Below are 20,326 nucleotides of genomic sequence, written 5' to 3'. Positions count from 1 at the left end.
CCTTATGCCGCGAGCGTCTCGGGGCGTTCGAGGAGCTCGCCGCGTTCGAAGCGGGCTCCGGCCCTCACCAGGGCGACGAGGTGGGGTGCGTTGACGGCCCGCCATCGTGCCTGGGCGGACTCGACGAGCTTGAACACCATCGCCAGGGCGGCCGCGCGGGAGCCGGCACCCTTGGTGACCTTCGTCCGCAGCCGCACGGTCGCGAAGGTTGACTCGATCGGGTTCGTGGTCCGCAGATGGATCCAGTGCTCGGCGGGGAAGTCGTAGAAGGCCAGCAGCTCGGCCTCATCATCCGTGATCTTCTTGACGGCCTTGGGGAACTTCGCCTTGTACTGCTTCTCGAACGCCTTGACCGCCCTGGCCGCGTGCTCCTTGTCCTCGGCGTTGTAGATGTCCTGGATGGCCTTCTTCGCCGCGGGCTGGGCCGACTTGGGCAGGCTGTCGAGGACGTTGGCCGTCTTGTGAACCCAACACCTTTGGTGACGGGTTTCGGGGAAGGCCTCGTGAAGCGCATTCCAGAAGCCGAGGGCGCCGTCGCCGACAGCGAGGACGGGAGCGCGCATGCCCCGCCGGGCGGCATCCCGCAGCAGGTTCGCCCAGGACTCCGCGGATTCCCGGTAGCCGTCGGTCATGGCGATCAGTTCCTTGGTGCCGTCCGCGCGCACGCCCATCACAACCAGGACGGCGGCCTTGGCCTCTTCCAGGCGTATGCGCAGGTGGATGCCGTCGGCCCAGACGTAGACGTAGTCCGTGGCGGACAGGTCGCGCTCGCCGAACGCCTTGTGGTCGGCCTGCCACTGGGTGGTCAGCCGGGTCACGGTGGGCGGGGAAAGGCCGGCGGAGGAGCCGAGGAACTGCTCGAGCGCGGGCACGAAGTCGCCGCTGGACAGGCCGTGCAGGTAGAGAAGCGGCAACACCTCGCTGATCTTCGGGGACTTCCTTGCCCAGGGCGGCAGGATCGCCGAGGAGAACCGCTTGCGCTCGCCCGTCTCCTCGTCGATGCGCTTATCGTTAACGCGTGGAGCCTTGACCTCGACCGTCCCGGCCGCGGTGGTCACGTTCCGGGGCTGGTGGTGTCCGTTGCGGACCACGAGCCGCCGCCCGCGCTCGTCCTTCTCCTCGGCCAACTCGGCTATGTAGGCGTCAACTTCGGCCTCCAGCGCGGCGGCCAGCATCCGCCTGGCGCCCTCCCGGACGATCTCGTCGATCAGGGACCCGCCTCGCGTCGAGCCGTCCTCGGTGACTACCGTGAGCATGGGCGTACCTTCCCAGCCGACGGGCCAACGTCGGCCTACTCGATTCCAGTCAATCGATCACCCGGGAAGGTACGCCCTTCGCGTCCAACCCGGGGCCGATCCACAGGTCTTGAGCATTGCTCCGGCGAAAGCGGCCTGGAGGTGCTGGAACGCTTCGACGGCGTCGTCGACGAGGCTGTACGAAGCGGCGCTGAGGCAGTGGTGATGGTCAGTCACGGAGTGGCGATCCGGGTCTGGCTCGCGGCTCGCGCAGTCAACGTCACCGCCGAAGACGTGAAGCGTCGCGAGTTGGACAACACAGGTGTCGTGATAGCCGACCGCGCTTCCGACGGCACCTGGCGAGTCCTGTCGTGGGCCGGTCTGCCAATCGGACCCGCTGGTGATGAGCCGCGGGACAGCGGTCCGGCAGGCCAACCGCTGTAGTACGGCCAGTTCGCTCGGTTCAGCCAGTCTGACGCGGCCAAGGGACTGCCCCAGACAGTCATCTAGTACTCCAGTTGCAGTTTGCTATTGCCGCTGGTCAGGGGCGTCTTTCTGAGTGTATTCAGCTGACGTGCCGTCATGTGGTGGTTGTTCGTGACCGGCGTCGGGTGATCGCTGTTGTACTGATCATGCAAGATGATGTGCAGCCTGATGTGTGGGCGGGCGAGCTGGAAGAGGTGCTGCTGCGGGTTGGTCACCGGTTCGGCCGGGCCGATCTGCGGCGGCGGATGCGCGCGTATGTGCATGGGTTGCTGGGTCCGGTCGAACGGAAAAACAGCTGGCAGCTTGCCGAACATGCAGGTCACAGCACACCTCATGGATTGCAGAACCTCCTGAACCGGGCCCGGTGGGACGCGGACGAGGTCCGTGACGATGTGCAGGCATACGTCGCCGAGCGGCTCGGCGAGGACGACGGCGTCCTCGTGATCGACGAGACGGGGTTTCTCAAGAAGGGCACCACCTCGGCCGGGGTGCAACGGCAGTACTCCGGTACGGCCGGCCGTCGGGCCGCAGCGAATAGAGCACCTCGTACACCTCGCGGCGGACCTCGACCGCTTCGTACGCGGCGGGGATGGTGCGGGCAAGCTCGGTCTCCCGGAACGCGTCGAGCGCCTCCTGGCTCTCGACGAAGTAGATGCCGCACACGTCGCCGGTTGTGCTGTCGCGGCCGTAGACCTTCTGCAGGAGACCGGGTACGTCACGGAAGCGGGGCCGCCGCTCCAGCAGGCGCCGCTCGAACTCCTGCGCATCGAGTCCGGATGTGATCCGGACGAAGAGGATGGCGGGCATGGAGTCACCTCCGTCCTTGAGATGCCCCTAATTCGAGTCTAGTGCTGTGACCGGACACGTTCACCGGGGTGTCGGCCGTGCTGGCGGGGGCCGGCGGGCAGGCACCTGATTCCACCGTTCGGGTGGCCCCTTCTTCCGACGCTGTGTCAGCGGGTAGGTCTACGACTGTCATATCGGCGCGCTCGTGCGCTGGCCAGTTGGGAGAGACGACCATGGCTGAAGGCAAAGTGAAGTTCTTCAACGCGGACAAGGGGTTCGGGTTTATCACGCCCGAGGACGGCGGTAGTGACATCTACGTCCACTACTCCGAGATCCAGTCGGGCGGCTACAGGTCCCTCGAAGAGAACCAGCGAGTCGAATTCGACGTGGGGCGAGGCGCGCAGGGCCTGCAGGCGACGAATGTCCGTGTCATTTGAAGCCGAACATGACCGAAGAGGCCAGGTGACAGACCGGTGATTAACCACGGCCGACACCTTGGTGAACGTTTCCGGTCACAGCACACTAGCCAGTAGTCAAGCTGTAGATCGTGATCTCGCTGGTCAGGGCCTGTGCGGACACAGGTCCGGCCACCGTTGATCATCGTGAGTTGTGTGGACTGACGAAGAGACGGTGGCCGCAGGTCACAGTATAGATCCCGCCCGTTGGCGGGACGCGTTCGAGGCCCTGATGGGCCGGATTGCCAGGACCGCGTCGGCCGCACGCTCGCATCGCTCGGGCTCACGTGACAACGCGCGCTCCGACCGACGGGAGCGGAAGGCCAAGTGCACCAGCGAACTTGATTGGTTGGTGTCGGGGGCCGTTCGCCTGACGCCGTCCGAGCCGTTTCGGTAGTTCGGGGCTGTGCGGAACTCTCAGGGCGGCTGCTTGACGGCTCGGTCGCCCGGGAAGTCGCCTCCTGAGCTCGTCGGCCGCAGTCCTGACCAGGGCGGGAAGGACTGGAAGCCGCTCCCGGGTCCGCTGGTCCATGCGAGCTTTGCGCCGGGTGACGTGCTTGCTCTGGGAGATCTCGGCCTCCTTGACCGGACACGGGGCGACCCACGGGCCCCAGCGGCCCGGCTCTTCCAGAGCCCACTGGGCCAGATCCAGGTAGAACGCCCGGACCGTCGTCAGCAGGTTGATGATGCTCGTTCGAGGGCTCGTGACCTCGACGGATGTGCCGTCGGGCAGCCGCCGGACCGTGGTCTTGGTGCGCGCAACACGAACGCCTGGTCAGCGACATCTTCGACGCCGCCTCGTTGTTGGGCCGACGACATTTCCAGGGTCAGTCCGTCGTACCGGGGACACCACTCTGTAGTACCCCTCCGCACGTGGCTCACGCCGTCACTCGTTCGAGGTCTGCCACAGGACCGTCCGAGACGCCGGCGGATCGTTTCAGCGACGACGGGAAGGGCCCGTGCGAAGCCGCTCGTATCAGTCACATTGGGCACCTCAGGTTATGGCGACCGGGAGGATTCGGCCATGACTCAAGCACGCCCCGTCACCACGGCGACCTCGGCCGGGACGACGCCCCAGCCGCCCTTCCACATCACGAAGGAGGAAGAGCGGCGGCTACGCATTCAGGCCGAACGGATCGAACCGGCGCTCGTCATCTCCCAGCCGTCCTCGTTTGACGAGTACGTCCGCCAGCTCATGGTGCCCCCGGCCGTCATGGACTTGGCCCACAAGGCCGCCAACCTCCGGCTTTCGGCCTGGGAGATCCAGGCCGTCCGCTGGCATCTCGAGCCCACCACGGACACTCAGCCCCGGCTGCTTCGGCAGATCCTGCACGACAAGGTTTACGGCGAGAACGGCGACCGCAGCCACCCCCCGTACATCCGCGTGGCCTGCACCGGCAAGGGCAAGTATGACGACCTGGCGAGGGACCACGGGGTCGCGGAGCCGTACTTCGACGAGAACGCGAGATACGGCTCACCAGTGGTGCTGGAGATCTGGCCGGCGCAGCACTACTCACCGATGCACTCGCACGGCAACACCACGGGCATCGTCTACTGCCTGGCCGGGCAGCTCGACGTCATGTCGTACGGTGCGCTGAGGTGGGACGCCGAGAAGCGCGGGCTGGTCACCCTGACGCCGGGTCAGTGTGCGTGGCTTACCCGTGAAACGTACGCCGTGCACAAGGTCTTCTGCCCGATGGACGGCAATGGCATGAGCGAAGACGGCCTCATGAACAACAGTGCTGACTTCGGCGCCAGTTTCCACGTGTACCTCAACGAGAAGGAGGTGCACCTGGACGCGTACGAGGGCGCCGACCTCACCCGTGAGGTGTTCCACTACATCCACGAGAAGGAACCGCACGACGAGCGGAAGTTCACGACGTACTCGGACCTCTCCTGGCCCGTGCTCCGCGAAGTCCTCGCGAAGACCCCGATCCAATAGACGCATAAGCGCAGGACGCCGGCGCGGGAGGCGTTCGAGCACCGGGATCAGCTGTGGGGGGACTCGCCCCGCCGGCCCGCCTCGGCAGCATCCGAGTCGACCGTCGGGGCGCGGTTGCCGGGGCACGTTCGACCGACCGGGGGAATGCGGCACTCCTCAAACGTGTCAGCGTCATATTCGAGCCGTTTGGTGGTCAGGCTGACCGGCGGGTGCGGTCGCCGCACCTGAGCTGATGTTGGGAGAGTGCAGCATGACGGTCGAAGAGACCAGTCCCGGAACTGTCGCGGACTTCCCGTTCGGACCCGACCATGAGACCTGGCACGAAATCCTGAAGAGCCAGGGACTCACCGACGGCCAGGCCAGCCAGGTCAGTGGACCGCTCAAGAACCCCGCCAACGTCTATCCGAAGGAGCCGGGCATCGATGCCCGCGACTTCCAGATCGGGGGTCACGCCATCACCGACGTCCAGCGCCGCAAGGCTCTGGACGCCATGGAGAAGTACCTGATCTACAAGCGTGACCACATGCTGGGCTACCAGTTCAACCAGGACACGGACGGCACCCGGCTGGATCTTTCCCGGTTCCTGGACTGCCACATCAACAACATGGGCGATCCGTTCGACCGTGGCGGCTACAAGCCGAACACGCGGGTCGCCGAACGCGCCGTGCTGGACTACTACGCCTCCCTGTGGAACGCGAAGTGGCCGCACGATCCCAGGGACGGCGAGTCGTACTGGGGCTACATGACGTCGATGGGCTCCACCGAGGCGAACCTCTACGCCATGTGGAACGCCCGCGACTACCTCGCGGGCAAAGCGCTCCTCAAGACCACTGGCGATCGAGGGAACACGCTCACCTACGTGGAGCCCGCGCCTTATACACAGGAGGAGAAGTTCTTCGTCCCCGTCGCCTTCTACTCGCAGGACACGCATTACTCCTTCGGTAAGGGGATGCGGGTCCTAGGCATCTACAACGTCTACGCCGCAGCGAAGAAGTTCGACTACGACTGCCCCATCGAGGGCGGCTGGGACAGTTGCCGGGAAGGGGTCCCCTCCAACGCCGACGGCGAAGTCGACATCGACAAGCTCGTCAAGCTGGTCACGTTCTTCGTGGGTAAGGGGCACCCGATCCTGGTCAGCCTCAACTACGGCAGCACCTTCAAGGGCGCGCACGACAGTGTCGAGGAGATCTGCCGGCAGCTGCTGCCGATCTTCGAGCCCAAACACCTCGAGCACGAGCTGACGTACGGCCCCGGGCAGACCGTGAAGCGCCGCCGCTTCTGGATCCACGTGGACGGAGCTCTCGGCGCGGGATACGGCCCCTTCATCCGGATGGCGTCGGCGAAGCCGGACGCCTTCGGCTGGACCCCCGAGGTCGAGCTGCCGGAGTTCGACTTCGGCCTCCGGTTGAAGTCGAAGAGCGGCAAGAGCGTGGACATGGTCTCGTCCATCTCGATGAGCGGCCACAAATGGCCTGGCGTCCCCTGGCCATGCAGCATCTACATGACCAAGGTCAAGTACCAGATGGCGCCTCCCGCGGAGGTGCCGGTCATCGGTTCCAAGGACACCACCTTCGCCGGTTCGCGCAACGGGTTCTCGCCGCTGGTGATGTGGAATCACCTCGCCCAGCTCTCCTACACCGATCAGGTCGAGCGCTGTCGCATCGGCATGGAGCTGGCGGAGTACATGGAGCGACGGCTGAAGGAGCTGAACATCAAGCCGTCTCTGGAGGTCGCCCGGACACCCGGATCGTTCAGTGTCCGCTTCCGTCGTCCCAATCCGCGCCTCCTCGCCAAGTGGTCGATGTCCGAGGTCGGCGATCACGTCCATGCGTTCGTCATGCCGTCGACCACGCGCAAGGAGATCGACGAGCTGATCTTCGACCTCCAGACGAACGACGCCTTCGTCTCGCCGCCGACTCTCGCCGCGAGCAGCCCGGAGGCCCTGCTGGCCGCCCTCCCCGCGGTGAAGCTCGCCGAGGGGGTCGTCTCCCTGGGTGCTGTCCCCATCAGCGGACGCGGTATGGAGTAGGCCCCGACGCCGTTGAACGCTCCCCGGAGATTTCCCCGGGGAGCCCGGCACTCTTCGGACAACAACAAAGCCCCGGGTTCATGACCTGGGGCTTTCGCGTGGAGCGGATGACGGAAATCGAACCCGCGCTACAAGCGGTTCCGCTTCGCTGCCAGCTGTTTTTCCGTCCGACCGGACCCAGCAACCCATGCACATACGCGCGCATCCGCCGCCGCAGATCGGCCCGGCCGAACCGGTGACCAACCCGCAGCAGCACCTCTTCCAGCTCGCCCGCCCACACATCAGGCTGCACATCATCTTGCATGATCAGTACAACAGCGATCACCCGACGCCGGTCACGAACAACCACCACATGACGGCACGTCAGCTGAATACACTCAGAAAGACGCCCCTGACCAGCGGCAATAGCAAACTGCAACTGGAGTACTGGCCGTACGTAGGCTCCAGGAACTCGAAGCCGACCCGGACACCCCGGCCAAAACGCTCGAGTGGGCACGCCGGAGGCTTGAGCGGGAAGAACAGCACGCTCCGCCAGTCTCGCCGAAGCGTCCGAAGGCACGCAGCGTTCCCGAGAGCGGCAGCGTCTGGTGGAGCATCTGTATCAGCCCGGTCTGTATCCGCAACTGACCACCGCACCGCCGTTGCCCCGTCTCCGTCCAGGCGGGGCTTCGTCGTCCCCAACGAGCTGTTCAAGATCAGATTGGTGCGGTAGGTTCCCCTCTTCACGCGTGACATGTACACGCGTTCGATTGAAGGGGATTCGTGCGTATCAAACTCCTGCCTGGCATAGCCGCCATCGCCGCAGCAGCGGCACTCGCCGGCGTACTTCCACTCCAGCAAGACGACACCAAACAGGACACCACCAGCCAAGTTGCGCAAACACGAGACATCCAGCCGCAGTACGCGACCACCGCAGACACCACCATCAGGCTGAAAGTCAACATCACCCAAGAGCAGATCGACCAAGCACGCGAACGCGTCAAAGCCAGCAAGGACGGCAAAGCTCCCGAGCCCCCGAAGCAGGACAGCAAACAGCCATCAGAACGCAAAGCGAAGGACGGCAAAGCTCTCACCCTCGGCGACGCGTACAAACTCGCGAACGAGCGCAACCAGCAGGCCAAGGATCATCCGTACAAGGACTTCGGGCGCGCCGCTAAGAAGTCATCTCATTTGGCGAGTCTGCGGTAGCAGATGAGGGTGCAGGCGATGCTCGTGAAGGCGAGGAAGTGCTCGGCTTTGCGTTCGTAGCGTCGGTGGAGTCGTCGGCAGCCGGCGAGCCAGGCCATGGTGCGCTCGATGGTCCAGCGGTGGCGCCCTAATCGCTGCGAGGTCTCGATTCCTTTGCGGGCGATGCGGTGGGTGATGCCGCGCCCGCGTAACCATCGCCGCAGGTGGGAGTAGTCGTAGCCCTTGTCGGCGTGCAGCTTGTCCGGCTTGCGCCGTCGGCGTCCGCGGCGGGAGCGGATCGGCGGTATGCCCTTCACCAGGGGGATCAGGGCTTGGCTGTCATGCAGGTTCGCCCCCGAGATTCCGACAGAGAGGGGCAGACCGGTCCGCTCGGTGATCAAGTGGATCTTCGACCCGTACTTGCCCCGGTCCACAGGATTCGGACCTGTCAGGTCCCCCTTTTCACGGCCCGCATGTTCACCGAGTCGATCGCGCAGCGGGACCAGTCCAACTCCCCTCGGGAGCCGAGTTCGTCGAGAACCAGGCGGTGGAGCTTGGCCCACACCCGGGCCTTCGTCCACTCAGAGAAGCGCCGGTGGGCCGTGGCCCCGGACGGCCCGAACGACGCGGACGGCAACTGCTGCCACGTGCAGCCCGACGTGGCCACGAACACGATCGCAGCCAGCACATCCCGGTCACCATGCCGGCGTCGGCCGCCGCCCTGAGGCCGCGTGGGCGCCTCCGGCACCACCCGCTGGAACAGCTCCCACAACTCATCCGGCACCAGCCGCTCAACGATCCCCACCACGACCGACAGACTACTCAACAACCCAAATGAGATGACCTCAAGACTGCGACCACCAGCAGCGGCGACAAGATCACCATGAGCCCGACGGCACTGTACGACCTGAACGAGAGCACTGTCGGCTACCCCGTCGGAACAGTCCCGCCGGCCGCACTGGAGACAGCCTGCTTCGGCGGCACCGCGGACTTCGACGCTGTGATCGACCGCTTCTCCTCCTGCTCCCGCATGACGATCACCGTCGACTACTACAAGATCAGCACCAATCAGCCACCGGGAGCACGTGGGCACCACGACCGGCAAGATGAAGTTCTTCCAGCAGCAGTACAACACTGCCCGCTCCATGCGGATCTTCGCCAAGATGGAACCCGGCTCCGTCGACTACCAGTGGGGTCTGTACGACGACATCTGGACCGCTCCCGGTATCGACCTGACCGTTGTTGGTAACTGCTTCGGCACTGGATCCGGCTGCTCAGCAACCCAGCCTCCTATCACGCTGACGTGGGAGAACTGGGACAGCATCGACACCTGGTACTACTGGAACATCAACAGCGACGCCACCCAGGGCTACGGACGCGACAAGCAGGCCGCCCACCAGTCGCACGTGCAGATCTACACCGACACCGGCGAATACCAGACCATCAACAAGGCCTCGGCAGCCAAGCGAATCATCCGCTGCGACTCCGCCTACTACATCTACCCGGACTGGCCCGAAGGCTGCGTGTTCCTGGAGACCATCCCGCGGATGATGTACTCGACCGCACCGGACTCCCCCCACAAGGAAGTCGCCGACCACATCTACATCACCCAGAACAATCCGGACAGCACCTATCCGACCAGCACGACAGCGAAGAAGTTCCCGGGCGAGTACCTGATGGACTATATGGCTCCTGGTCTGCACCGGATCCACAAGGACTTCCACCTGGACGAGCTGAACGCGAACACCTCGCACAAGGACGCTGCCTGCACCTCGACCGGCGACTACTCCAGCACCGGGCTTCCGCTGTCGCTTCGGCCTGACACGGCCAACGGTGAGGAGTGCGACGAGTACCCGTTCCGCACCACCCTGGAAGGCGCCGCCAACCCTGACTGGGACTTCTCCGTCCGTGCGGTCAACGGGTCGCAGAACGGGTCCGCTGGGCAGACTCTGATGGTCTACATGCGGAACCACCGCATCCTCGCGTGGGACGACACGCTTCCTGCGGACTACAACGATCGTTTCTACGTGCAGATCGTCAACTTCTAAACGCTGGTCCGACCTGCAAGAATGACGGCGCTACCCCAGCTGATCGGGGTAGCGCCGTTCTCATTCCTGGAAGGACCCGCGTGGACATAGGCACGCTCACCGCATACTTCGGCGGATGGTCCTACACCTTCACCCCACTCCAGCCTCAAAACGCCCTGCATGCCATCGGCACCAGCAGCATCCAGCAGGTCGCCGACCCGCTTGCCGCACTCCGGGAAGCCGACGATGAAGGTGTCGAAGACGACGGCATCCTGCTCGTCGCCAGCCGTGTCAGCCCGGCATGGACGCTAGTCGTCGAAACGTTCGGCCTGACCGGGTTCATCTGCTGTGACCGGCACATCCTCGAGCAGCTCCGCCATCCAGGCCAGCGATCGGTGTTCTTCTTCGAGAATGACGAGGACGCGAAGATGATGTGCGTCGACACCGGCGAGACATGGTGCGGCCTGGACATGCACACCGGCCGCCGTTGGGGCACTACGGGGGAACAGCTCGCAGAAGCGCTCAACGAGGCAGGCTTCCCATCAGAAGGCCCGTACGCGGACATTGCCAACCCGCCTATCCCACACGATGAACTCGCGCCTCGAGCCATCCACGCAGCGACAGGGCTAGAACTCCCCGCCCTCGACCTGGATGGAGTCTGGCTCTCCGGCATCGCTCGATGAAGAAGTGGATCGTCGCTGGTGGGCTTCTTGCGGGGCCTGCCCGGACCGATGCGCGGGACGCGGATCTTCTCCAGCACGGCTTTGAACTGGGTGCAGTCCGCCCACTGTCCCGCGGTGACGATCAGGGACAGCGGGCGGCAGCGGCCGTCCGCACTCAGGTGGAGCTTGCTGGTGAACCCGCCGCGCGAGCGGCTCAGGCCCTCACTTCCCGCACCACCTCCACCAGGCGGGCGACCAGGCTCTGCCAAGCGGACTCGCCCTGATGTTCTGGGACTTCGGCCCCCTTTGAGGCGGGTGCGGGCGGGGGCTCGGTGCGGGCGCCGGCCGCATGCTGATGCGCGCGAACGGTGGTGGAGTCCACCGCAATGTCCCAGTCGATCTCTCCCGCGGCATCAGCTGCCGCCTGCACCTGCTGAAGCAGTTGCTCCCATGTTCCATCGGCTGACCACAGCCGATGGCGTTCATAGACCGTCTTCCACGGCCCGAACCGCTCAGGCAGGTCCCGCCATTGGACCCCGGTCCGCACCCGGTGCAGAATCCCGTCGATCACCTGACGGTGATCCCGCCACCGGCCACAACGCCCGTTACTGACCGGCAGGAACGGGCGCAGCCGTTCCCACTCCGCATCGCTCAGATCACCCCGCCCCATGCCCGGAACAACGACCCGGGCACGAGGCAGTCACATGATCGCCCGGACAAGTCCTAAGCGGCTGTGGTGAAGTGCACTGCTGACCCTTCGCTGTTCAGTCTGGTCGCGAGCTTGGACGCGGAGAGGGATCAGTACCGGACTTCGCCGTAGCCGCTTAGCAGGGGCCAGCCAAGCGCCGTCACGGCCCCGCTTCGGCCCACCTCGCGCCTGTGTCAGCCCTGCGGCCCGCTGAATAGAACCCAGAGGGCAGACTCGCCAACAGCGTCGAACTTGCCGGCGGGGCTCCTCATGTATTACCCCTACTTGGCCGTTCTTGCCCCGCACGGCCGCCGGTTGGTCCGCACAGGGCCCCGAGTTAACGTGCTGGCGGGTAGACCCGGAACTTCCAGGGCCATCGGCGCCCCGTGGGTTGCGGAACCAGGGCCCCCTCCCGCGGAGGCGGGGCGGTCTCGACGTACAACGGACTCGCCACCATCAGTCGGTGCTGCCCGTCCACGGCTTCGAAGTTGCACAGAACGCGGGCATGGCCATGCACGTGAACGGGTCCTTGTCGCCAGGAGACCATCATGTCGTGGGCCACTCTGGCCGCGTACTGCTGCATCCCACGCGGAGTGCGCACGAGGGATTCGGGGAGAGTCGTCTCACCGCGCTCCTCCAAGGCCACCAACTCGGCAGCCATGTCGTGCAGCCAGTCCGAACCGGACCCCATCCGGTTACGGGGTTGGTCGTCCTCTCCGATGACGTGCTGTGCGGAACCGCACAGCAGCACATCGACGCCCGAACATGCGGATTCTCCTGTGAACTGGGGGCACAGCAATGGGTTCTCGTGCGAGGTGAAGGTGTACACACCCTTGTCGTGCAGGCCCCAGTCCCGGACGCGGGGTCCTCGGTAGAACGGGCCCAAGAACTCCACCCACTCATACGCTCCGACGGAACGACACGAGGCCGGGACCGCCGTGTGCGCCGTGCACGTCTTCTCGAGGTACGCGATGGCCCTTTCCAGATCCGGGCCCTCGGGCTCTCCGGCACCGGCCGAGCCGGACTCGCCGACCGCCAAGCGGCCCCCGACGCCGAACGCCGTGGTCTCGAGTTCGAGGGAGCGGCCTCCGAGAAAACCCTCTGGGCCACCGTGGAAATGCCGGAGTTTCTCTCGTGAAAAGTAGAGCAGGTCCCGCATCCGACCCCCGCAACTCGAACCGATCAGCAGCATCGCGAGCCTACTGATCGTTTCATCATGCCGTGCGTAGTCGCCTCAAACACACGCTGGAGCAGGCGAGTTCAAACAGCGCAGGCGCGTATCTCGTAGCGGATGCGCAGGCGTTTGAACTCGTGGAGCCAGGCGGAAGGCGCGCTCAACCACCCAACCGGTCATGCCCAGGCCAGAGTCGTGCCGGACTCCATGGCGAGCGATCTTCAGGGCGATCCCTCGGCTACGGAGCAGGCGAGGATACTTATCGAAGTCGCAGCCGTGGCCAGCTAACAAGCGTCGGAGACGATTTCGAGGACACCCACGCGCGCCACGGATGCGGGCAACGGCGCCGAGTAGCGGAATCAGCTGGGTGACATCTTGTGCCTGCCCGCTCAGCATCCGCCCAAAGCGGCGTTCCGGGCACCGAGAGAACCCCGGCCACGCCCTTGGCGCCACACCTGGCATTATGCCACTGCGATGCTGAATAGACCGATCACTGGGGGCGTCGGCCTGCCCCCGTATGTCGCGCTCGCCGATACCGTGCGCGCCTGTTGGCCGGCTCCGAGAACGTAAACCGCACCGAGGCTGCTGCTGCGGACGGCCGCCTCCGGGAACGCAGCCCTCGGCTCGCCCTGTCTACGGCACTGGCGTGGCCCAGCCACGCCCACTTCGATCCTCATTGATTCGAGCGCCGCTTCGATGCCCCACGAATGGAAGGCTGCGAACAGAGTTGGTTGTGCCGGCGCCTTCTCCGGCGCGAAGACGTCTCAGCGAGTAACTACCTAGGCTACGAGGCAATACCCAACTGGGCCACGTCCCGCGCGCCGAACAGGTCGTCGAAGCGACGGGCTCCCTGGGTGGAGATCAGCAAGTATGGGGCGCCCGATCCCGCAATACTATGCGGCCCTTTCTGTCCCGCGACGAGCACATCAGGCCGCTACGGCGAGCCAAGTGCCTGCGTGCTGGACGCGCAGAGCGTCAAGACCTCCGCGAACGTGCCCGCGGCCGGCCAGGGCATTGACGCCGGCAAGAAAATCGCAGGCCGCAAGCGCCACATCGGGGTGGACACCCTCGGCCTGCTCCTGGCCGTCTGGGTCACCGCGGCCAGCGTGTCCGACAACGTCGGCGGCATGCACCTGATGTCCCACATCGCCGCCACCAACCCCCGCGTGCCCAAAGCGTGGGCCGACACCGGCTACCGCACCAAAGCCATCGACCACGGCGCCCGCCTCGGCATCGACGTCGAAGTCGTCCAACGCGACCCCGGCGTCAAAGGATTCAAAGTCATCCCCCGACGCTGGGCAGCGACCAGCGCAGGCCGATGTCATCGCCGCGCCGGCCGGCCAACGAGCGCTCGCAGTCCACGCGACTCGTTCTACCGGCCCGGCAACGTGCGGTTACTTGCTGGAGTATGACCGGGAGATTTTGGTGCCCGGCAGCGTGACGGGGAACTGGCGGATCTCCTGGCCCTCGGTTCGGAAGAGCCGATACACGTCTTGCTGGTACCAGTCCGCAACTGCCCGGTCGGTGTCTTTGGCGGTCATCACTTCCTCCCCGCCAACCGACTTGGTGTAGGACTTCGTGGTCCGCGTGCTGGTCTTGACACTGAGACCGTGGGACACGGTCGTGCTGACACTGGCACTGAGGCCCTTGAAGGCGAATCCTGCCTCGGCTGTGACACTCACGTTCATGTTCTCGTCGATTTCCTTGGCGTCTTCCGTGGTGACGCCTTCGGTGGTCGACCACTGATGCTTCCTGCTCGTACCTGCAGGAATGATGGTCCACGCGACGTTATGCCACCTGGAGTAGCGACGCATAATGTAATAGGGGGTGTTGGCCGCACGCCAATCGTCAGTTTGGCCGCCGTCTTTTGCGACGACGAACCAGGGAATGGCCACCTCGCCCGCCAGGGCGTTCGGCTGCGGCTCGTACTCGGGGGGCTTGTTGTAGTTCGTCAGAGCCGGGGATTCCAGCCGGGGAGGCTTCACCTGGGAGATCTTGACAACCTCCTCGAACGATCTCACCTCTTCGAGAGCGAAGATGTCGCTGCCATCAGGTCTCCTCTTGTCTGTCGACGCCAATTCCTCAGTGAACCCGCCCCCCAAGTTACGGCCCTGTTTCCAATAGAGATATTTCGCCTCGTCGAGGTTCCACATTCGGAACTTCTCCCCCTCGACCTTCTCCAGCTGCCACGTGAACGTCTTCGGACTCTCCCACTGGGCATTCTCCCAATGGGTGGCGAACGCGGTCCCAGCGGAGATGCGCAACATGCCACTGGGACGGGCGACCCAGCTCGTCGCGTTGACCATCGCCATCATGAACCTGTCGCTGTTCGGGTCGGTGCAGTGGAAAACGAACTCCGCAGCCTCCTTCTGAACAGAGCAGATACCACCGTTGAAGTAGGGCTTTGCGGCAGCGCCCGAGAACTGGCAGACCAGCCGGTAGACCTTGCCGATGGTGGGTCTGAAGTACTCCAGTTGCAGTTCTTCCTCCGCCGACTTCGGCCTCGGGGTTTTCTCTGTCGAGGTCATTCCCTCTCTCCTTTCATTGGCACGCGAATCCCGGGCGCCGCACATCCGGCTGCGGGCCCGTCACGCGACCCGCCGCCGGATGCGGAAGCGGAACGGGCCTGAGAGGTGGCGGATCGCACAGACGGCAGGCTCCGTCACGCATTGAGTCCGTATGCATACTTTATGCGACGGTGGCAGCCTTCCGCCCCAGGCTCGCCCGTACCGACCTGTCACGCCCTGCAGTCGGTGGCACCTCAGAAGAGAGTCGAGGCAGCGAGCATCGGTCCGGGCTTCGGCAGGCGGGCCGTGGAGCTCGCGACCTTCCAATCGGCAGCCAAGATCTTCAACAAACCATCGTTTGCTGAAGACCGCGGGAGCAACCGCCGAAGGACCCTCAGAGCCTTCAAAAACTCCGTCAAAAACCAGGGCGGTTCAACAACCCTCGATCACCCTTTTCTGAGAGAATTCCGGGCGTGAGCACGCCACTTGAGCCCGACCAGTTCGAACTCCTGGTCGCCGAGCCCGCAGTCCGGCCCGAGATCCACATCGGATACGCCCGGGTGTCCACCGACGGACAGAAGCTCGACCGCCAGATCGACGCCCTCAACCAGGTCGGCTGCCGGCGGATCTTCGCCGACAAGAGGTCCGGCAAGAACGACCTCCGCCCGGAGCTGAAGGCATGCCACGCCTCCCTCCAGCGCGGCGACACCCTGGTGGTCCCCGCCCTCGACCGCTACGGCCGGTCCCTGCAAGACCGGATCAACATGGTGAGCGAGCTTCGCCGCCGGGAGATCGGCTTCACCTCGCTGCACGAGCGCCTGGACACCACCACCCCCGGTGGCCGGCTCGTCTTCCACGTCTTCGCCGCCCTCGCCGAGTTCATCCGCGAGCTCATCGTCTCCGGCACCCGCGAGGGCCCCGCAGCAGCCCGCGCCTGCGGCAAGGTCGGCGGCCGACCCACCGTCGTCAACCCGGACATCATCAAGGCCGCGCGCGACATGCTGCCCAACCCCGAGCTCTCGATCACCTCGATCGCCAAGCTCCTTGGCATCAGCCCGGGCACCCTCTACAACCACATCCCCGACCTGCGCGAGCTCCGCACCAGCCGCATCCCGGCCCAGCTCGAAGGCGGCACCCGGTGATCCCCGGCCCGCACCGGCTCGGCGCCACCGCGCCCGGCCGGCCCGGACCGTTCGGCACCTGGGCCGACGACTACCCGGGCCGGCCTGCCGACAAGCCGGTACAAGCTCAACGTGGCCAGCACCCGGCCTCAAGATCAATCCCTGGCGTTCAATCCTGGAGGAATACCGGACCCCTGAGCCCGGCGTGAGCGTTTAGGTCAACGCTTGCTCTCGACGTAGTCGATGGCGGCCCCCACCGTGGTCATCTTCTCGGCCTCGCCATCGGGGATTTCGATGTCGAACTCCTCCTCCAGCGCCGGGTAGATGTCCTCCATGTCATCCTCCGATGCTCCGAGGTCGACGAACGACGACCACCTCGTCACGTCCTCCGGGGCACACTGCAACAGTTCAACGACGACCTTCTTCACGCGCTCTTCGACGTCGGACAACCGAACTCTCCTCATGGCCCGGACCGGAACAGGGAGTTCCTGAGTAGCACTCGCACGGACCACCGTCACAGACACGACCAGCGTCCGCGCAAGGTCCACTCGAACGGTGTAGACAGCGCCTGACCTGCAGCTGTGGCCGGGCCCACAGCTGCAGGAACCGCCGCTCCCGCTGCTGACAGCTCAATCTGGCGAACTACTTGTCACCTGGTTCGCCGCTCGCTAACGGCGCCCCGAGACCCCCGCGAGTTCACGGAAACTGAAGGGTCTTCAGCGGGAACCCGAGGGTCCGTCGTCGTGCTGTGTGGGGTTGAACCCTCGGGTTCGGGGTGAAGTCGCGGGGTCGGTTTCCAGGGGTCGTTCCAGGAGTTGGCGTGCTGCGGCCGCGTAGCGGATCGCGGTCTTCTCGTCGATGCCGAAGACCTCGGCGAGGTGGAGCGGGTCGGGGCCGTGGACGAGGGCTTCTTCGAGCTGGCGGTCCGCGCGGAGCCGGTCCAGCGTGGCGTCCTGGCCGCGGAGCTCGCGCTCGATCCACCATGGGCTGACCGGGCCGGTCCCCAGCGCGGTGTTCATGTTGATGATCAGATGCGGGTTGGCGGTGTTTGGCCAGCGTCGGCGCCGGTGCTCCAGCCAGTCCAACAGGGTCTGCCGGGTGAGGTCGTCCAGCGGGTGGGAGCGTCCGTTGAGGGTGATCCGGCGGTTGCCGAGGTCGACGTCGTCGAGCTGCTGGCTGCGGATCGTGCCGGGGCGGGCGGCGTGGACTGCGGCCAGGACGAGCGCGAGACGTCCGGCGGGGGTCGTGACGGCCTCGGCGGAACGGGCCACGTGCGTGGGTGGCAGCGGTTGCAGCACGGTGGCGACCGCCTGGCCGACCTTGATCCGGGAGGTCGGGTTGCGGAAGACGAGGCCGTTCTTCTTCGCCCAGGCGAACAACGACCGCAGGGCGACGAGCGCTTGGTGGCGCTCTCGTCCTTGGAGGGTCTTGACGTGGGCCAGGACTTCCTCGCGGGTGACCTCGCGCAGGTGGTCGTGGTCTGCCGACCACCGCAGCAGGACGGGGCGAATCGCGTTGAGGTAGCCCTGGACGGTGTTCGGGTGGCGGGCCAGGGTGCGCGGGCCGCCGTCGTGCAAGGTCCGGCTCCACTTCCCGGTCTCGCGCCCGATGCCCGGGGCCAGGCCGTCGAGCTTGGACTCCAGCCAGTCCTCGAAGGACGGACGGCGGTCGTCGAGGAAGATGCCCATCTCCTGGAGGACCTCGACGGTGCGCTCGATGCTCAGGTTCAGGGCTCGCAGCGGGGCGGAGATCTCCGAGTGCCGCAGCCGGTCTCCCTCGACGTGCCCGAAGAGCACCATCGCCAGGGCCCGGTCCACGTCCTCGCGCACTCCCTTGGGCCAGCCACGGGCCTCGGCCAGGTTGTGGGCGAGGTGTCGTGCCCAGGCCAGCCACCCGTCGACGAGGGTTTTCTGCTCGGGGTCGAAGCGGTGGAAGTCGCGGCGGACGCCGTCGAACAGCACCGGCTGGACCCAGCGTAAGTAGGGACGTGCCGCTGGTGGCGGCGGGGGCTTGCGCGGTGCCCCTCGACGGTCGTAACGCCGGGGCGGAGTGGTGCGGGCACCGCGCATTGAGAGCATGTCGGCGAAGAACAGCTGGTGATGGCGCCCGACGCCGTCCAGGTGGTGCACCGCGGTGGCGGATCCGTGCAGCCGGCCGGTCGCCCTCGCCTCGGCTCGGGCCTGGCCCCAGCACAGTCGGCAGTACTCCTTGCGGACCGGCTGCTGCCGCTGGCAGCCGCGGCACTGGCCGGGTGCGTGGTCGCGGGCGAAGAGGTAGCAAGCTGGGCAGAGTCCGCTGGTGAACGGGCGTTGGACCCGGCCCCAAGCCAGACAGCTGCCGCAGCTGGCCGGCCCCGAAGCGCCCCCTCGACGTGTTCTGGCCGCGGTCACGTCGGCGGCATGGAGCGGCCGTCGCGGCGGCGGGGAACCACAGCCGGAGCTGGCATGTTGGCCCCGACGGCTGTCCGGACGGCGGTCTCCTCGCCGGGTCGGGCCACCTTCTGCGGTTCGGGGATCATCAGCTCGCCGATCTCGCAGTTCAACACCACGCAGATGACGTCCAGGTCGTCGAGTTTGAGGGAGACCGGCTGGCCGGACCACAGCCCGGACATCTTGCCCGCCGAGATCACCAAGCCGTGTTCGGCCAGGCTGCGTTGCAGCTCGGATGCCTTCCAGATGCCCTTGTTCGCGGCCGTCAGCCGCAGGTTCCATCTCATCGCAACAGCCCTTCCAGCCGCTTCGCGGCCCGTTCGGTCCCCGCGACCCAGGCGTCCTCGACCCGGGTCTGCTGAACATGTACGTACCGCATCGTCGTGGCGATCCAGGAATGTCCCAAAATTTCCTGGATCGAGACCAGGTCCAGCCCGTGCAGATAGAGCTGCGACGCGCAGAAATGCCGCAGGACGTGCGGCGTCAGCTTGTCCGTCCAGCCCGGCAGATGCGCCTTGGTCGCGGCGGTGAGCCCGTTGCGCAGAGCGTCGTCGCCCACCCGGCGGGCGGAGCCGTCGGTGTTCTTGCGCTCGGAGGGGAACAGCGGGGCGCCGGGCCTCGTGTGGTCGTCGCCGAACTGGCCCCACACGTCCTCGATGAACCACTGGAGCGTCCGGCCCGCGCCGTTGATCAGTGGCACCATCCGCTCCCGGGGCCCCGACCCGCGCTTGCCCTTGCCGTAGCGGACGTGCAGTTTGCCGAACCGGCCGAGGTCCCACTTGATGTCGTTGAGGTCGAGTCTGCGGGCCTCATTCACCCGCAGGCCCACCTCGGACATCAGCTTCGAGGCGGTGTAGTTCCTGGCGGTCGGGGCGAACTTCCTGCAGGCCGCCAGCTCGCCGGCCCAGCCGGTGAACAGCTGCCCGACCTCCGGCTCCAGCGGCGGGATCCGCAACTGGGCGTCCTTCGCGCCGCGCGGCCGGTTCATCTCGTCGATCGGGCACTCCACCACCCGGCCGGTCATCTGGTGCAGTTCAACCTTGTGCCGCAGTTCCAGGAACGCGAAGTACGTGGTCAGCGCCTGTGACCGGGCCAGCCGGGTGCCGCTGGGCGAGCTTCGCAGAACCTTCCCGAAGTACGCGTCGGCGTCGGCGGGCTCCATGTCCCACAGCGGCCGGCCGAACCAGGCCCGCGTCTGGTCCAGGTGCCCGACGTCCCCGCGGATGGTGCCGTCCGCCAGCCCCGCCGACGCCCGCGCGAGCACGAACCCCGCCAGCGCGTCGGTCTCGAACTGCTCCAGCTCCTCCGCCGAGACCGGCGCCCGAACATCGCGAAGGTCCCGTACGACTGCCAGTGACGCCAACCCGAGCCTCCTCACCTTCGCCCGGACCGCGGATCGGTCGGATGAGATGAGAACGCTTCAAGAATCCCGAAGTTACGTCACATGGAGGCGGACCACTCGAAGGAGGAAGAACCCCCTGACCACAGGGCCAAGCCCTCAGCGGGGATCAGGGGAACTCAAGTGATGTCGCACACCTGCGGGAATTGCGGGCGAGCCGCACCGGCATCCCCCCCAGCTCGAAGCGAGCGCCCGGTGATCCCCGGCGAGCACCGCGCC

Annotated in this window: 19 protein-coding genes and 4 pseudogenes; 10 read left to right on the top strand and 13 right to left on the bottom strand. The window is 65.9% G+C overall.

Going from position 1 to position 20,326, the window contains the following annotated elements:
- Window positions 1-2: 2 nt before the first annotated feature.
- On the bottom strand, window positions 3-1,256 hold the full coding sequence (locus tag PXH83_RS26680; protein ID WP_274563740.1) for an IS256 family transposase: 1,254 nt from the start codon (window positions 1,254-1,256) through the stop codon (window positions 3-5).
- 57 nt (window positions 1,257-1,313) lie between these two features.
- Window positions 1,314-1,472: a hypothetical protein gene (locus PXH83_RS26675; protein ID WP_274563738.1), complete on the bottom strand. Its 159-nt coding sequence runs from the start codon at window positions 1,470-1,472 to the stop codon at window positions 1,314-1,316.
- Between PXH83_RS26675 and PXH83_RS32600 the strand changes: the two genes are divergently transcribed.
- Window positions 1,398-1,679: a histidine phosphatase family protein gene (locus tag PXH83_RS32600; protein ID WP_420803251.1), complete on the top strand. Its 282-nt coding sequence runs from the start codon at window positions 1,398-1,400 to the stop codon at window positions 1,677-1,679. The genes PXH83_RS26675 and PXH83_RS32600 overlap by 75 nt on opposite strands.
- A 62-nt stretch (window positions 1,680-1,741) precedes the next feature.
- On the opposite strand, the gene PXH83_RS26670 is transcribed toward PXH83_RS32600, so the two are convergent.
- Window positions 1,742-2,035, bottom strand: a complete 294-nt coding sequence (locus PXH83_RS26670; protein WP_274563737.1) for a hypothetical protein — start codon at window positions 2,033-2,035, stop codon at window positions 1,742-1,744.
- Here PXH83_RS26670 and PXH83_RS26665 point away from each other — a divergent pair.
- A pseudogene (locus tag PXH83_RS26665) lies at window positions 1,916-2,242 on the top strand (transposase); the annotation flags it as partial. The gene PXH83_RS26670 and the pseudogene PXH83_RS26665 overlap by 120 nt on opposite strands.
- Here the strand turns inward: PXH83_RS26665 and PXH83_RS26660 are convergent.
- Window positions 2,184-2,528 (bottom strand): YdhR family protein, encoded by a 345-nt coding sequence (locus tag PXH83_RS26660; RefSeq protein WP_274563736.1) that lies wholly within the window; start codon window positions 2,526-2,528, stop codon window positions 2,184-2,186. The pseudogene PXH83_RS26665 and the gene PXH83_RS26660 overlap by 59 nt on opposite strands.
- A 212-nt stretch (window positions 2,529-2,740) precedes the next feature.
- On the opposite strand from PXH83_RS26660, the gene PXH83_RS26655 reads away from it, so the two are divergent.
- The 3 genes from PXH83_RS26655 (at window position 2,741) to PXH83_RS26645 (ending at window position 6,933) form a co-directional block, all read left to right on the top strand.
- Entirely contained in the window at window positions 2,741-2,944 is a 204-nt protein-coding gene (locus PXH83_RS26655) for a cold-shock protein (RefSeq protein WP_274563734.1), read from the top strand.
- Between the two features lie 1,042 nt (window positions 2,945-3,986).
- Window positions 3,987-4,904, top strand: coding sequence for a cupin domain-containing protein (locus tag PXH83_RS26650; RefSeq protein WP_274563733.1), 918 nt, complete (start codon window positions 3,987-3,989; stop codon window positions 4,902-4,904).
- 250 nt (window positions 4,905-5,154) lie between these two features.
- Window positions 5,155-6,933, top strand: a complete 1,779-nt coding sequence (locus PXH83_RS26645; RefSeq protein WP_274563732.1) for a PLP-dependent aminotransferase family protein — start codon at window positions 5,155-5,157, stop codon at window positions 6,931-6,933.
- Between the two features lie 148 nt (window positions 6,934-7,081).
- Here PXH83_RS26645 and PXH83_RS26640 read toward each other — a convergent pair.
- Window positions 7,082-7,225, bottom strand: a pseudogene (locus tag PXH83_RS26640) (IS701 family transposase); the annotation flags it as partial.
- Between the two features lie 470 nt (window positions 7,226-7,695).
- Between PXH83_RS26640 and PXH83_RS26635 the strand changes: the two are divergent.
- Entirely contained in the window at window positions 7,696-8,121 is a 426-nt protein-coding gene (locus PXH83_RS26635; RefSeq protein WP_274563731.1) for a hypothetical protein, read from the top strand.
- On the opposite strand, the gene PXH83_RS26630 is transcribed toward PXH83_RS26635, so the two are convergent.
- A protein-coding gene (locus PXH83_RS26630; protein ID WP_274565177.1) for an IS5 family transposase occupies window positions 8,100-8,899 on the bottom strand; the annotation gives its coding sequence in 2 pieces (ribosomal slippage) (window positions 8,100-8,560 and window positions 8,560-8,899; 801 coding nt in all). The genes PXH83_RS26635 and PXH83_RS26630 overlap by 22 nt on opposite strands.
- Window positions 8,900-9,185: 286 nt before the next feature.
- Here PXH83_RS26630 and PXH83_RS26625 point away from each other — a divergent pair.
- Entirely contained in the window at window positions 9,186-10,148 is a 963-nt protein-coding gene (locus PXH83_RS26625) for a NucA/NucB deoxyribonuclease domain-containing protein (protein ID WP_274563730.1), read from the top strand.
- Window positions 10,149-10,228: 80 nt separating this feature from the next.
- Window positions 10,229-10,810 (top strand): DUF6461 domain-containing protein, encoded by a 582-nt coding sequence (locus PXH83_RS26620; protein WP_274563729.1) that lies wholly within the window; start codon window positions 10,229-10,231, stop codon window positions 10,808-10,810.
- A 301-nt stretch (window positions 10,811-11,111) separates the two neighbouring features.
- On the opposite strand, the pseudogene PXH83_RS32595 reads toward PXH83_RS26620, so the two are convergent.
- Both PXH83_RS32595 and PXH83_RS26610 read right to left on the bottom strand, forming a co-directional pair.
- Window positions 11,112-11,459, bottom strand: a pseudogene (locus PXH83_RS32595) (IS5 family transposase); the annotation flags it as partial.
- 355 nt (window positions 11,460-11,814) lie between these two features.
- Window positions 11,815-12,636 (bottom strand): SAVMC3_10250 family protein, encoded by an 822-nt coding sequence (locus tag PXH83_RS26610; protein WP_274563727.1) that lies wholly within the window; start codon window positions 12,634-12,636, stop codon window positions 11,815-11,817.
- Between the two features lie 944 nt (window positions 12,637-13,580).
- Here PXH83_RS26610 and PXH83_RS26600 point away from each other — a divergent pair.
- Window positions 13,581-13,949: pseudogene (locus PXH83_RS26600) on the top strand (transposase); the annotation flags it as partial.
- A 96-nt stretch (window positions 13,950-14,045) separates the two neighbouring features.
- Here the strand turns inward: PXH83_RS26600 and PXH83_RS26595 are convergent.
- The gene (locus tag PXH83_RS26595) at window positions 14,046-15,179 is read right to left on the bottom strand and encodes a hypothetical protein (protein ID WP_274563725.1); all 1,134 of its coding nucleotides are present in this window, start codon (window positions 15,177-15,179) and stop codon (window positions 14,046-14,048) included.
- A 452-nt stretch (window positions 15,180-15,631) separates the two neighbouring features.
- Here PXH83_RS26595 and PXH83_RS26590 point away from each other — a divergent pair, with 452 nt between their 5' ends.
- Complete coding sequence (locus tag PXH83_RS26590; protein ID WP_274563723.1) at window positions 15,632-16,300, top strand: recombinase family protein; 669 nt, start codon at window positions 15,632-15,634, stop codon at window positions 16,298-16,300.
- Window positions 16,301-16,497: 197 nt separating this feature from the next.
- Here the strand turns inward: PXH83_RS26590 and acpP are convergent, their stop codons facing one another.
- The 4 genes from acpP to PXH83_RS26570 form a co-directional block, all read right to left on the bottom strand.
- Window positions 16,498-16,728, bottom strand: coding sequence for an acyl carrier protein (gene acpP / locus PXH83_RS26585; RefSeq protein ID WP_274563722.1), 231 nt, complete (start codon window positions 16,726-16,728; stop codon window positions 16,498-16,500).
- 267 nt (window positions 16,729-16,995) lie between these two features.
- Window positions 16,996-18,669: a hypothetical protein gene (locus PXH83_RS26580; protein WP_274563720.1), complete on the bottom strand. Its 1,674-nt coding sequence runs from the start codon at window positions 18,667-18,669 to the stop codon at window positions 16,996-16,998.
- Window positions 18,666-18,995, bottom strand: coding sequence for a helix-turn-helix domain-containing protein (locus PXH83_RS26575; RefSeq protein WP_274563718.1), 330 nt, complete (start codon window positions 18,993-18,995; stop codon window positions 18,666-18,668). The genes PXH83_RS26580 and PXH83_RS26575 overlap by 4 nt, the downstream gene beginning before the upstream one ends.
- Window positions 18,992-20,071 (bottom strand): tyrosine-type recombinase/integrase, encoded by a 1,080-nt coding sequence (locus tag PXH83_RS26570; RefSeq protein WP_274563717.1) that lies wholly within the window; start codon window positions 20,069-20,071, stop codon window positions 18,992-18,994. The genes PXH83_RS26575 and PXH83_RS26570 overlap by 4 nt, the downstream gene beginning before the upstream one ends.
- Window positions 20,072-20,326 lie beyond the last annotated feature (255 nt).

The sequence above is a fragment of the Streptomyces spiramyceticus genome (assembly GCF_028807635.1).
In the GTDB taxonomy this organism is placed as follows: Bacteria; Actinomycetota; Actinomycetes; order Streptomycetales; family Streptomycetaceae; genus Streptomyces; species Streptomyces spiramyceticus.
Note: the sequence above shows the minus strand (reverse complement) of the source record. Positions and strands in the feature narration are given on the sequence as shown.